Origin of the sequence: Streptomyces violaceus (assembly GCF_036014075.1) — a bacterium.
Taxonomy (GTDB): Bacteria; Actinomycetota; Actinomycetes; order Streptomycetales; family Streptomycetaceae; genus Streptomyces; species Streptomyces violaceus.
In genome coordinates this window covers 4,028,452-4,040,699 of sequence record NZ_CP107911.1, presented here as the reverse complement: position 1 = coordinate 4,040,699, position 12,248 = coordinate 4,028,452, and the positions used below count along the sequence as shown (strand labels likewise).

The 12,248-nt window shown below is 72.1% G+C and carries 10 protein-coding genes; 5 read left to right on the top strand and 5 right to left on the bottom strand.

Going from position 1 to position 12,248, the window contains the following annotated elements; all coding sequences use genetic code 11:
• The first annotated feature begins 85 nt into the window (after positions 1 to 85).
• Positions 86 to 868 carry a thioesterase II family protein gene (locus tag OG542_RS18160; protein WP_328412144.1) on the top strand — a complete coding sequence of 261 codons (783 nt, stop codon included), beginning with the start codon at positions 86 to 88 and terminating at the stop codon, positions 866 to 868.
• On the opposite strand, the gene OG542_RS18155 is transcribed toward OG542_RS18160, so the two are convergent.
• A complete protein-coding gene (locus OG542_RS18155; protein ID WP_328412142.1) occupies positions 852 to 1,490 on the bottom strand; it encodes a DedA family protein in 639 nt (212 codons plus the stop codon). The genes OG542_RS18160 and OG542_RS18155 overlap by 17 nt on opposite strands.
• Positions 1,491 to 1,663: 173 nt before the next feature.
• Between OG542_RS18155 and OG542_RS18150 the strand changes: the two genes are divergently transcribed.
• The gene (locus tag OG542_RS18150; RefSeq protein WP_328412140.1) at positions 1,664 to 2,935 is read left to right on the top strand and encodes a sensor histidine kinase; all 1,272 of its coding nucleotides are present in this window, start codon (positions 1,664 to 1,666) and stop codon (positions 2,933 to 2,935) included.
• A 24-nt stretch (positions 2,936 to 2,959) separates the two neighbouring features.
• Positions 2,960 to 3,625 (top strand): response regulator transcription factor, encoded by a 666-nt coding sequence (locus OG542_RS18145; RefSeq protein WP_261681146.1) that lies wholly within the window; start codon positions 2,960 to 2,962, stop codon positions 3,623 to 3,625.
• A gap of 137 nt (positions 3,626 to 3,762) precedes the next feature.
• On the opposite strand, the gene OG542_RS18140 is transcribed toward OG542_RS18145, so the two are convergent.
• Positions 3,763 to 4,755, bottom strand: coding sequence for a LuxR C-terminal-related transcriptional regulator (locus tag OG542_RS18140; protein WP_311127004.1), 993 nt, complete (start codon positions 4,753 to 4,755; stop codon positions 3,763 to 3,765).
• A gap of 168 nt (positions 4,756 to 4,923) precedes the next feature.
• Here OG542_RS18140 and OG542_RS18135 point away from each other — a divergent pair, with 168 nt between their 5' ends.
• Positions 4,924 to 5,130, top strand: coding sequence for a hypothetical protein (locus tag OG542_RS18135; protein WP_328412136.1), 207 nt, complete (start codon positions 4,924 to 4,926; stop codon positions 5,128 to 5,130).
• 16 nt (positions 5,131 to 5,146) lie between these two features.
• Here the strand turns inward: OG542_RS18135 and OG542_RS18130 are convergent, their stop codons facing one another.
• Together OG542_RS18130 and OG542_RS18125 are read right to left on the bottom strand one after the other, a co-directional pair.
• Entirely contained in the window at positions 5,147 to 8,173 is a 3,027-nt protein-coding gene (locus OG542_RS18130; protein ID WP_408057870.1) for an AfsR/SARP family transcriptional regulator, read from the bottom strand.
• 327 nt (positions 8,174 to 8,500) lie between these two features.
• Positions 8,501 to 9,382 (bottom strand): AraC family transcriptional regulator, encoded by an 882-nt coding sequence (locus tag OG542_RS18125; protein WP_328412132.1) that lies wholly within the window; start codon positions 9,380 to 9,382, stop codon positions 8,501 to 8,503.
• Positions 9,383 to 9,590: 208 nt separating this feature from the next.
• Between OG542_RS18125 and OG542_RS18120 the strand changes: the two genes are divergently transcribed.
• Positions 9,591 to 10,484, top strand: a complete 894-nt coding sequence (locus tag OG542_RS18120; RefSeq protein WP_328412130.1) for a glycosyltransferase family 2 protein — start codon at positions 9,591 to 9,593, stop codon at positions 10,482 to 10,484.
• A 57-nt stretch (positions 10,485 to 10,541) separates the two neighbouring features.
• Here the strand turns inward: OG542_RS18120 and OG542_RS18115 are convergent, their stop codons facing one another.
• Positions 10,542 to 12,233 carry a bifunctional 3'-5' exonuclease/DNA polymerase gene (locus tag OG542_RS18115; RefSeq protein ID WP_328412128.1) on the bottom strand — a complete coding sequence of 564 codons (1,692 nt, stop codon included), beginning with the start codon at positions 12,231 to 12,233 and terminating at the stop codon, positions 10,542 to 10,544.
• Between the last annotated feature and the right edge of the window lie 15 nt (positions 12,234 to 12,248).

The window sequence follows — 12,248 nt, the reverse complement described above, 5'->3', positions numbered from 1 at the left end:
CCGCCCGCGGGCCCGCGCGCGACGGATCATGGCGGGACCGGGGCCCGTCAGGGGCCGTGCCACGAGAGGGCGAGGGTGGATTCGTATGGGTGTCGCAGGAGCAGGGGGCGTTGTGGGGGCGGGGACCAGGAGCCGCTGGTTCCGGCGCTACCCGGCCACGGACGGGAGCGTCCGGCTGCGCCTCGTCGGCTTCCCGCACGCGGGCGGCACGGCGACCCTCTTCCACGGCTGGGCGGCCCGTCTGCCGCGCGGCGTGGAGCTGCTCGCCACTCAGTACCCCGGCCGTCAGGAGCGGCTCGCCGAGCCCTGTGCCGAGTCCATGGCGGAGCTCGCCGACCGCATCACCGACGCCCTTGAGGACGTCCTCGGGCCCGGACTCGGCGCCCCCCTGGCCCTGTTCGGGCACAGCCTCGGCTCCGCCGTCGCCTACGAGGTGGCGCGCCGCCTCGACGAGCGGCACGGCATCGTTCCCGAGCGCGTCGTCGTCTCCGGGCGCGGCGCCCCGCACATCGAACGCGGCGGCACCCTCCACCTCCTCGACGACGACAGTCTGATCGCCTCGGCCCGGGGCCTGGGGGACCTCGGCTCCGCCGTCTACGACGACCCCGACCTGCGCCCGCTGCTGCTGCCCTCGCTGCGCGGCGACTTCCGCCTCATCGAGTCCTACCGGCCCGTGGAGCCGGCGCCCCTGCGCGCACCGGTCACGGCGGTCGGCGGCGTGGACGACCCGGGCTGCTCCCTGGCCGACCTGCTGTCGTGGCGGCCCCTGACCACATCCACGTACGAGCACCGGGTCTTTCCCGGTGACCACTTCTACCTCGTCCCGCACGAGGCGGAACTCCTGGCCTATCTCAACCAGCGATGGTGAGCGCGGCGTTCGCCTGGGCCTTCCTGCTGCTGAGGTACGAGAGCAGCATCGGCAGGGAGCTGGTCAGCAGCAGGACGGCGCCGCCGGCGGCGAGCACTCCCGAGCCGCCCCACTTCTGCCAGGAGCCGCCAGCGATCATCCCGACCGCCACACAACTGGGCGCCCACAGCAGGCTGCCGAGCAGGGACAGGCCGAGGAAGCGGGTCCAGGGCACGCCGACGGTGCCGCACATCACCGGTACCAGCGTGCGCAGCACCGCGTTGAACCGGCCGAGCAGCACCGCACGCGCGCTGTAGGTGCCGACGGTGTGCAGCGCCGCGCGGTAGCCGGGAGAGTCGGTCACCCGGGCCGGCAGGTTCGCGACGAGCCGGGGACCCCACCGGCGCCCCACCAGATGACCGATCACATTGCCCGCCAGTGCGCCGAGCACCGCCATCGCGATCGCGGCGGGAAGCGGCAGCGCGCCGTGGTGCGCGAGCACGCCGCTCGCCATCAGGGCGGTCTGCGAAGGGAACAGCATGCCGAGCAGAGGGAGCGCCGGCTCCGCCATGGGAAGCAGGAAGACGATCAGCAGCGTCAGCCACACGGGCACAGCCGCCAACTGTTCCTGGGTCCAGGCCATTTCGGTCCTCTCGCAGTGCCGTCACCCCGTCGTCCGGAGCCCTTACAGCAGACCGCGCGGGGGCGCCCCTGCACATCGCAGCTGGGCCCAGTCCCGGCCGGTAGCCGGTGCCCACCCCGATGGTGGAGCTAGCTGGGTGGTCCGGGCCGGAAAGGTCTCATAACGTGCGGCGCATGCACCCCCCGACGATCTGGACCCGGCTCCACCTGCGCCACTACGTACGCAGCGGCTGGCCCTGGCGCGCTGCGCTGTACCTGCTCAGCAGCGCGGTCCTCGGCCTCCTCACCCTGCTCACGCTCGTGCTGCTCGCCGTCGCGGGCAGCGTGCTCACCGTGGTCGTCGTCGGCCTTCCGCTGCTGCTCGTCCTCGTCCTCACCGGGGTGCCGCTGGCCTCGGTCGAGCGCAGCCGGCTGCGTCTGATCGACAGCGAGCCGCTCGCCGATCCGCACCGCGAACCCGACCGCACCGGCCTCACCGCCTGGCTGCGCACCCGGCTCCAGGAACGCGCCACCTGGCGCGAGCTGGGCTACGCGGTGCTCTTCGGCTTCCTGCTGTGGCCCCTCGAAGCGCTGGTCGTGTGCTCCGTCCTCCTCGTGTGCGGCGGGCTGCTCGCGACGCCGGTGATGCTGGCGGTCGACGGCGAGGAGGCGCGGGTCCTCAAGATGTGGATCGTGGACAGCTGGCCCGGGGCGCTCTCGGCGGCGCTCGCCGGGCTGCTGCTGATGCCCGTCTTCGCCTACCCGCTCGGCGCGATCGCCGCGGGCCGGGCCGCCCTGACCCGCTTCCTGCTGGCTTCGCCCACCGGCGAACTGAACTCGAAGATCAAGGAGCTGGGCCGCTCCCGGGTCCGGCTCGTGGACGCCTTCGAGGCTGAGCGGCGCCGCATCGAGCGCGATCTGCACGACGGGGCGCAGCAGCGGCTCGTCGCCCTGTCCATGACGCTCGGCCTGGCCCGCCTCGACGCGGCGGACGGCCCGCTCGGCCCGCTGCTCGCCAAGGCGCAGGACGAGGCGGCCACCGCCCTCGTCGAGATCAGGGAGCTGATCCGCGGCATCCACCCCCAGGTCCTCACCGACCGGGGCCTGGTGGCGGCCGTGGAGGATCTGGCGGACCGCTCGACGATCCCCGTCGACGTGGACCTCGACCTGCCGGTCCGGCCCCCGGAGGCGATCGAGACGGCCGTGTACTTCGCGGTCAGCGAGGCCCTCGCCAACGTCGCCAAGCACAGCGGCGCGAGCAGGGCCGTGGTGCGGGGCGGCCTGGAGAACGGGCAGCTGGCCGTGGAGGTCGAGGACGACGGTCACGGGGGCGCGGACACGGGGCGGGGGACGGGCCTGCTGGGCGTCGCCGATCGCGTCTCGGTCCTCGACGGCCGCCTGCGTGTGTCCAGTCCGCCCGGCGGGCCCACCGTGTTCCGCCTCTTGGTACCCTGCTCAACTCCCTGATACGACCGCATGATTGAGGAACTGATGCTGCGCATCGTGCTGGCCGAGGACAGTGTCCTGCTCCGCGAAGGACTCGTCGGCCTCATGGAGCGCTTCGGGCACCAGGTGGTCGCCGCGGTCGGTTCCGCGGACGAGCTCACCGAGGCGGTCGCCGCGCACGAACCCGACATCGTGGTGACCGACGTACGGATGCCGCCCGGCTTCTCCGACGAGGGCCTGCGTGCCGCCATCGCCCTGCGCCGCCGCCGGCCCGGACTGCCGATCCTGGTCCTCAGCCAGTACATCCAGCGGTCCTACGCCGAGGACCTGCTCGACTCCTCCGACGGCACGGGGGTGGGCTATCTCCTCAAGGAACGGATCGGCCATGTCGAGGAGTTCGTCGACGCGGTGCACCGGGTCGCGGAGGGCGGCACGGTCGTCGACCCCGAGGTGGTGCGCCAGCTGATCAGGCACCGGCGCGACCCGCTGGCTCGGCTCACCGCGCGGGAGCAGGAGGTGCTCGCGCTGATGGCGGAGGGCAAGTCCAACGCGTCGATCGCCGCGGCCATGGTGGTGAGCGAGGGCACCGTCAGCAAGCACTTCGGGTCCATCCTCACCAAGCTCGACCTCTCCCTCGACGACACGACCAATCGCAGGGTCCTCGCGGTCCTCGCGTATCTGCGCGGCCGGCCCGGAGTGGACACCGCGTAGGCCGCCGGGGCGATCCGGACAGCCGGGGCCGCCTGGCCCGGCCCGCCCGGCCCGCCTGGCCCGGCCCGCCTGGCCCGGCCCGCCCGGCCCGCCTGGCCCGGCCCGGACCGCCGAGACCGCCGAGACCGCCGAGACCGCTAGACCGTCAGCAGGCCGCGCTGCGCCGCGACGGCGCCGAGCTGGAAGCGGCTGCGGGCGCCCAGCTTGGTCATCAGCTCGGCGGTGATCCGCCGGCTCGTGCGCACGGAGACCCCGAGCTTGCGGGCGATCACCTCGTCGGTGAGCCCGCCCGCCATGAGGCCGAGCACCGCGCTCTCCTCGTCGCTCAACTCCCGTGCCCGGCCCGTCGGCCGCTCCTGGCCGAACTGTGACGCCTGTCGCCACACCTGCTCGAACAGGGCGCGCAACGCGGCCACCGGCCCAGGGCTCGACAGCAGGAACGCACCCCGGTCGGGCTGGTCCGGGTCGAGCGGCACCAGGGCCTTGCTCCGGTCCCAGATCACCATCCTGAGCGGTAGCTGCGGCGCGGTCCTGACCTGCCCGCCCTGCCGGCTCAGCCACTGCGCGTACTCGGTGGTCGGCCGGTCGTTGCGGATGCTGTGCGCGTAGACGCACCGCACCCGCACGGACCGCTCCAGAAGCATCTGGTCGAGGGGCTTCGCCGCGTGCAGCCTGTCGGCCGGCTGCGCACCGCCGGGCAGCAGCGCCTCGGCCTCCTCGCGGCACTCCTGGCTCACCTTTTCGATGCACGCCTGGATCGCATCGGGACCCTGGGCGAGCTGTACCGATTCGATTTCTTCGGTACGGGCTCCGCGCCGGTATTCGGAGATGAGCTTTTCGGTCGCCAATTTACTCTCGGAGAGAGACAGCTGGAGTTTGAGTAATTCCCGCTCCTGGAACTGGACGAGCGACCTCAGGCCCAGTTCCGGATCCACCGCCCGCGTGCCTCCGGGATGTTCCTGCGACGACTGCACCAGAGCCAGTTCGGCGAGCTCGCCGAGGGCGCCGGTGGCCCGGTCGAGCGGCCATCCGAGCTGCTCCGCCATGTCCTGCGGGCTCGCGCCCGGCTGTCTCAGCAGAGCGCGGTAGGCGCGTTCCGCATCCATCCCGACGCCGATCTCCTTGAGCACGCTGGTCCCCCTCCGCTGTCGACTTCGGAGCCGACCTTAGCCCGCGGTCATGTCGGCTCATTTTCTCCGGCCGGAGGCGGGAGAAATCGAGGAGAAATAGCGGCGATGATTCGCTGGGGTACGGTCTGTTGCAGCTGAAGAGTTCAGCGACGGAGGGGATTCCAGGACATGCAGAAGAAGACGGGTTTCGTCGTGTCGGTGCTCGGTGCGGTCGCGGTCAACATCGCGCTGATGAGCGGTACGGCCGGCGCCGACGACCTGCCCTGGACGGGCCCCGGCCCCGGCCCCGGCAGCGCCGTGACGGACGTGACCTACCTGGTGAACGGGGCGCTGGACGGCGCCCTGGGCGACGACGACCTGCCCTGGACCAAGTAGTCCGGACAGGCCGGTGTCACCGAGTGGCCAGGAGGCGCTCGAGCGGCACCGGCCGGCCCTCGGCGGAGGCATCGCCGACGACGTCGACGAGCCGGGCGGTGCGTTCCTGCCACGAGGACGCCGACAGCACGGTGAAGGCCTGATGGGCCCGTCGCAGCCGGTCCACCGCCGCTGCGTCGCCCCGCAGGGCCTCGGAGCAGGCCCGGTCCGTCTCGATACGTGCCTGCAGGAACCGGTCCCCGACGTCCCCGGCGGCCGTGAACGCCTCGCGCAGGGTGGATTCCGCGGCGTCGTACAGCTCCTGGCGCCACTGGGCCTCGCCCAGCGCGCGCAGCGCGTACGCCTCGCCGAGCCGGTCGCCCTGGGCCCGGGTGAGCTCGATGACCTCCTGGCAGGTCCCGGTCGCCTCGCGCAGATCACCGATGCGCAGATACGCCTCGGCGAGCCGGTAGACGTTCTGGGCCCGGCCGCGCACCGACCCGCTCTCGGCACTGGCCGTGATGGCCTGCCGGGTCAGCGCGATCCCGGTGTCGTTGTCACCGCGCTCCAGCTCGATCTGCGCCAGCAGACCGAGGGCGTGCGCGGCGCTGACCGGGTCGTCGGTCTCCCGGAAGCGGGTGAGCGCGGCCCGGCAGTGTTCGGCCGCGCCGTCGAGGTCACCGCGGAAACGGGCACACAGGGCGAGATTGCGCAGCACCACCGCCCGCTCGTGCGGGTCGTCGGCCCGGTCGAGCAGTTCCATCGCTGAGGTCAGCAGGTCGTCGGCGTCCTGGTAACGGCGCTGGTAGATGGCGAGCGAGCCGAGCGAGCGCAGCATGACGGTGGCGCCGAAGGTGTCGTCGGCTTGCCGGGCGCTCTCCAGGGCGCTCTGTGCGGCCTGCTGCCAGTCCTCCTGGTAGTTGCGCATCTCGAACAGCGGCATGGCCCGCGCGGTGAGTTCCCAGGCGTGGGCGGCGGCTTCGTGCCGTGCCGCCGCGCCCACCATGGCGAGGATGGTGCCCCGCTCCGACTCGAACCACTCCAGCGGATCGGCGAGCAGCTCCGTGACCGCGTCCACCGGCAGCTCGTGGACGAGCCGGGCCGAATGACGTGGCAGGTGCCCGGCGCCGTAGAGGAGCTGGTGTGCGGAGCCGGCGAGCGTGAGCAGGGTGCCGTAGGCGCGTTGCAGGGCGTCCGCGCGATCCTGGGCGGAGTCCTCGTCGTGGGCGCGCTCCCAGGCGAAAAGACGCAGCAGTTCATGGAAGCGGAACCGGGCCGACGGTCCGGACTGCGTCAGGCACAGCTCCAGGAGCTGGGCGTCCACGAGCTGTTCGAGCAGGTCCTCGGCCTTCATCAGGTTCACGTCGAGCACCGCGGCGCCCGCCCATGCGGCGAACCCCTCCACCGGGAGCAGCGCGAGGCGCCGGAACAGCACGGCCGCCTCGGGCGACAACTCCCGGTAGCTGAGCCAGAATCCGGCCCGCACTCCGCCGTCGGAGGGGCTGAGCACGTCGAGCCGGCCGGCTCCGTCCTCCAGGCGTGCGGCGAGCCGCTGCAGCGACCGGTAGGGGCGCGGGGTGAGCCGGCCCGCGGCGATGCGCAGGGCCAGCGGCAGATGACCGCACAGCTCCGCGAGCCGCGCCGCGGCTTCGGGCTCGGCGGCGACCCGGTCCTGCCCGATCACGGTGGCGAGCATCCGGTCGGCCTCGTGCGCCGTCATCACGTTCAGCTGGATCTGGACTGCCCCGTAGTCACTGACCAGTTCGTCCAGCGGATCCCGGCTGGTGATCAGCACGATGCACCGGCCACGCCCCGGCAACAGCGGCTGGATCTGCCGGAACGAGCGCACGTCGTCCAGGATGACGAGCAGCCTGCGGTGGTTCAGCAGGGAGCGGTACAGCGCGGAGCGTTCCTGGAGTCCGGCCGGTATCTGCGCGCTGGACACCCCGAGGCCGCGGAGCGCCTGGTCGAGGACGGACAGGGACGACAGCGGCCGGTTGGACTTGTCATAGCCGTGTACGTCGATGAAGAGCTGCCCGTCGGGAAAGCGGTCGGCGACCCGGTTCGCCCAGTGCACGATCAGCGCGCTCTTGCCGATGCCGCTCACCCCGGTGACGACGGCCACCGCCGGTGCGGACCCGTCGGCGCTGCGGCGCAGCAGCGTTTCCAGTGCCTCGATCTCCGGCTCGCGTCCGGTGAAGGTGGAGAGCGCGAGCGGCAGTTGGGCGGGAACGCCCGGGGCGGGGTCGGACGGGACCGCGGACGGGGCGGTGGTGGCGGCCGCCCTGGCCGGCGGGGGTGCGTCGGAGCGCGGCTCGGAGTCGTCGTCCCGCAGGACGCGGCGGTGCATCTCCTGCAGCACGGGCCCGGGTTCGATGCCGAGCTCGTCGACGAGAGCCCGGCGTCCTTCGCGGTAGACCTGAAGCGCCTCGGCGCGCCGGCCGGCCATGTGGTGGGCCTGCATCAGATACGCCCGGGCCTGCTCGCGCAACGGGTTCTCCTTGACGAGCGCCGCCAGTTGTGCGCTGACCTTCTGGTGGTGGCCAAGCCTCAGCTGGAGGGCCGCGTACTCCTCGCACACATCGAGCCGGAACTCGGCCAGCTGACCGGCGACATCGTCGATGTGCGCTCCGGAGAGACCGTCGAGTGCGGGGCCCCGCCACAGGGCGAGAGCATGCTCGAACAACGTGGCGGCTTCCTCCGCCTGTTCGTCGTGAGCGGCCACCATACGGGCTCTCGCCACCGACTGGTTCAGGTCTCTCAGATCGATATAGCAGTGCGCGGAGTGAAGTATGTAGCCGGGGTGGCTCGTTTCGATCATTTCCGCCGGCACGGATGCCTCACGGAAGATCCTTCGCAGCGAGGTAATGCAGATGGCGATTTGGTTCCGCGCCGTGGCCGGCGGGTCTCCCTGCCACACCGCCTCGGTGAGGCTGTCGACCGAGACGACCCGGTCGCTGGAAAGCAACAAAGTGGCCAGAACTGATCGTTGACGTGCACTGCTGATCCGGATCGGTTCGTCGGTGACGGCTGCCTCGAGCGGTCCGAGCAGCTTGAACGACACCCTCTCGCGCACAGCGAATCCACATCCCCGTCGGCCGTGCGACGCCTTCTCGCCCCGTTGACCCCCATGCCTCAGGCATTGGGGAATTGGAAGGGCCGCATATGTAATGATCGCGAAAAGGAAGGGTAAGTCAACTGTGTTCCGGACCTGCCGGGTGCGGCCCTTGCGCCGCTCAATTCACGGCATTGGTCCGCTGTGTGGACGGCATAAGGACGAGGCGGCCGTCAGCCGGTGGTCGCGCTCTCGCCGTGGCCGCCTCGCAGCTGCAGCGGCTCCGCGGGGACCACTCCCACGCCGGATGGACCCGGCCTGGGGTTCTCGCGTGTTTCAGCGGGTGGTTTCCCGCTCCACCGGGAGCCACAGTTCGGCGTCCGCCTCCGTGCCGTCGGGTGACAGGCGGGTGCGGAGGATCTCCGGACCGGGGCGGGTGCGGTAGGGGTTGGACGGGAACCACTCGGTGAACACGTCGCGCCAGAGTTCCTGGATGGCCTGCGGGGCGGGCCCCGAGGTGGTGAAGACCGCCCAGGCGCCGGGCGGGACGGGCAGGGCGGTGATGCCTTCGGGGACCGGGGCCGAGACCGGGGCCGAGGTGATCACGGCGTGGTAGTAGTCGAGTTCCGTGCCCTCCGCGCGGCTCGGGTCAAGGTCGTCGCAGACCGCGACGATGCCCCGCGGTTCCTGGTCGGACAGTTTCTCCAGCTGGTCCCTCGCGGACTTGTCGAGGCCGCGGACGAAGTCGATGATCGCCTGGTTCGGGCCGGAGTGGATCAGGGGGATCCGGGTCTTGAAGCCCGTGACGGTGAAGGCCGGGCGGTCCACGACGCGGTAGTGCATGCTGCTGTTCCCTTCGACGGTGAGGCGGAAGGTCAACCGGGGCTGGGAGACGAGCGCGGCGCCGGTGCGCCGGGCCTCGCCCGGGCCCACGCCGTGCATCGTGCGGAACGCCCGCGCGAACGCCTCGCCGGAGCCGTAGCCGTAACGCACCGCGATCTCCAGCAGCGTCTCGCTGCCCGCGAGCACCTCCGCGCCCGCGACGGTGAGCCGCCGGCGCCGGATGTACTCCGACAAGGGCATGCCTGCCAGCGCGGAGAACATACGGCGCAGGTGGTACTCCGAGGTGGCCGCGATCCGCGCCAGCTCCTCGACGTCCGAGGACTCGTCGAGGTGGCGCTCGATGTGTTCCATGGCCTGGTTGAGCCGCTCCAGCACGCCCGGTTCCTTCCTCTTTCGTGACCACCACGCTAGGCAGCGCACCCCCTGCCGGACCCGACATCCTGTGCCCGTTCCGGTCGGGTGCCGTCTCGGCCGAACGGCGTAGGTGAACCACCGTCCGGCAGGCGTACTTAAAGGGTCCTTACCGTGAACGGATAGCATCGCCCGTCGACCCGTCAGTTGCCGACCGTGATGAGGTGAGGACATGGGGGCGCCCAGGATCGCCGTCGCCGTGGTGACGATGGGCAATCGGCCCGAGGAGGTCGACGCGCTGCTCCGTACCGTGGCCAAGCAGGACGTGCCGCCCGAGCGGATCGTGATCGTCGGCAACGGCTGCCCGCTGCCCGAGTTCGCCCGGCGGCTGTCCCTGCCCGGTGAGGTCACCCCCGTCGAGCTCGACGAGAACCTGGGGTGCCCCGGTGGGCGGAACGCGGCCCTCGCGCGGCTGCGGAAGTTCGGTGATGTCGACGTCGTCGTCGAACTGGACGACGACGGGCTGCTCGTGGACGCCGATGTGCTGCGCCGCGTACGGGAGTTGTACGCCGCCGACGAACGGCTCGGCATCGTGGGGTTCCGCATCGCCGACGAACTCGGCGAGACGCAGCAGCGGCACGTGCCCCGGATCGGCGGCTCCGACCCCATGCGAGGCGGTTATGTCACCGGGTTCCTCGGTGGCGGGCACGCGCTGCGGATGGCGATGCTCGACGAGGTCGGCGACTGGCCCGCCGAGTTCTTCTTCGCCCATGAGGAGACCGACCTGGCCTGGCGCGCGGCCGACGCGGGCTGGCACATCCTCTACGCGCCCGAACTGCTGCTCCAGCACCCGAAGACCTCGCCCGCCCGGCACGCCATCTACTACCGGGTGAACGCCCGCAACCGCGTCTGGCTGGCCCGGCGCAGGCTGCCGGTCGCGCTCGTCCCCGTCCATCTGGGCGTGTGGGTGCTGCTCACCCTCGCACGGAACCGTTCCGCCGCCGGGTTGCGTGCGTGGTTCGGCGGATTCGTGGAAGGCGTCCGGGAGTCGGCGGGTGAGCGGCGGCCCATGCGCTGGCGTACGGTGTGGCGGCTCACGCGGTTGGGTCGGCCGCCGGTCATCTGACACCGGTGTGGCGTGGAAGCGGCCGCGTGCGTCGCGGGGCCGGTTCGGACGTAGTGATCACTTGGCATCCGCATAGCACTCCACCACCGCCGTAGTGAACGGAAACCGGACCGGCGTCTGGCCGAAGGTCAGCCGTCCGGCCAGGGCCGCCGCCTCGCGGATCGCTGTCACGACCGTCTCCGTCTCCTCCTCGGGGCAGTGCACGATCACCTCGTCGTGCTGGAAGAAGACCAGCTCGGCCGCCAGGTCCGCGCAGGTCTTGCGCAGCGCGGCGAGCAGGAGCAGGGCCCAGTCGGCGGCGCTGCCCTGGACGACGAAGTTCCGGGCGAAGCGGCCGCGGGCGCGGGCGTTGGTGGAGGCGTAGCCGGGCACCCAGGGGGCGGCGGTGGCGGGGTGGTCGTCGTCGGCGACGGGGATGCCGGCCTCCTCCGTCGCGTCGTCCGTCCCCCGCGCCGCGGGCGGGCAGGTCCGGCCGAGCCAGGTCCGTACGAGCCGGCCTTCCTCGCCGGCCCGGGCCGCGTCGTCGACGTATGCCACCGCTCTGGGGAAGCGGCGTCTGAGCGCGGCGAGGTTCTTCAGGCCGTCGCCGGAGGTCTGTCCGTAGACCGCGCCCAGCACGGCGAGTTTGGCCTGGGCGCGGTCGCCTGAGAAGGCGCGGTCGGAGACGGACTGGTACAGGTCGGTCTCCCGGCCCGCCACCTCCATCAGGCCGGGGTCGCGGGAGATCGCCGCGAGGACGCGCGGCTCCATCTGGTCGGCGTCGGCGACGACGAGGCGCCAGCCGGGGTCGGCGACCACGGCCCGCCGGATCACCTTGGGGATCTGGAGCCCGCCCCCGCCGTTGGTCACCCAGCGCCCGGTCACCGTCCCGCCCGCGAGGAACTCGGGTCTGAACCGTCCGTCGCGCACCCAGTCCTGGAGCCAGGACCAGCCGTGGGCGACCCAGATGCGGTACAGCTTCTTGTACTCGATCAGGGGTTTCACGGCCGGGTGGTCGATCGACTCGATCTCCCAGCGGCGGGTCGAGGAGACCTTGATCCCGGCCTGGGCGAAAGCCTTCACCACGTCGGCCGGCAGGTCGGGCCGCACCCGGCGGCCGAAGGCCGTGGACACCTCGTCGGCCAGTTCGGCCAGGCGGCGTGGCTCGCCGCCGCCCGCGTACCGGTCGCCCAGCAGGTCCTGCAGGACGGCCCGGTGCACCTCGGCGCTCCAGGGCAGCCCGGCGCGGTTCATCTCCGCGGCCACCAGCATGCCCGCCGACTCGGAGGCCGTGAGCAGCCGCATGCGGTCGGGGTGTTCGGCGCTCGCGTGCCGCCGCTGCTGCTCGGCGTAGACCGCGAGGAGGTCCGGCAGGGGCAGCGGGACGCCCTGCGGCTCGAACAGGGAGGACTGCGAGCCCGGTTCGGCGGACCGCTGGGGCGGATCGGGCGGTACGGGGCCGCCGCGCAGCCGGGCCAGGGCGGCCGCGGCCGAGCGTGGTTCCCCGTACCGCCCCTCGTGGCCGAGGAGGAGTGTCTCGGCGGCCTCGATGTCGTAACACCGCTCGACTCGCACCCCCGTGGCGAGCAGGCGCGGGTAGACCTCGGCGGTGGACCGCCACACCCACCGCGTGACGCCGGGACGGCTCCGCACGGCCTCGGCGGGATCCGTCTCCCGCCGCACCGGCCCGGCGGGCAGCCCGTCCGGACCGAGGGGGGCGACGTCCACGCCACCGTCCTCGGCCGGAGCGAGCGCCCACCGGTCGGTCATGCCGCGAGTGTGGCA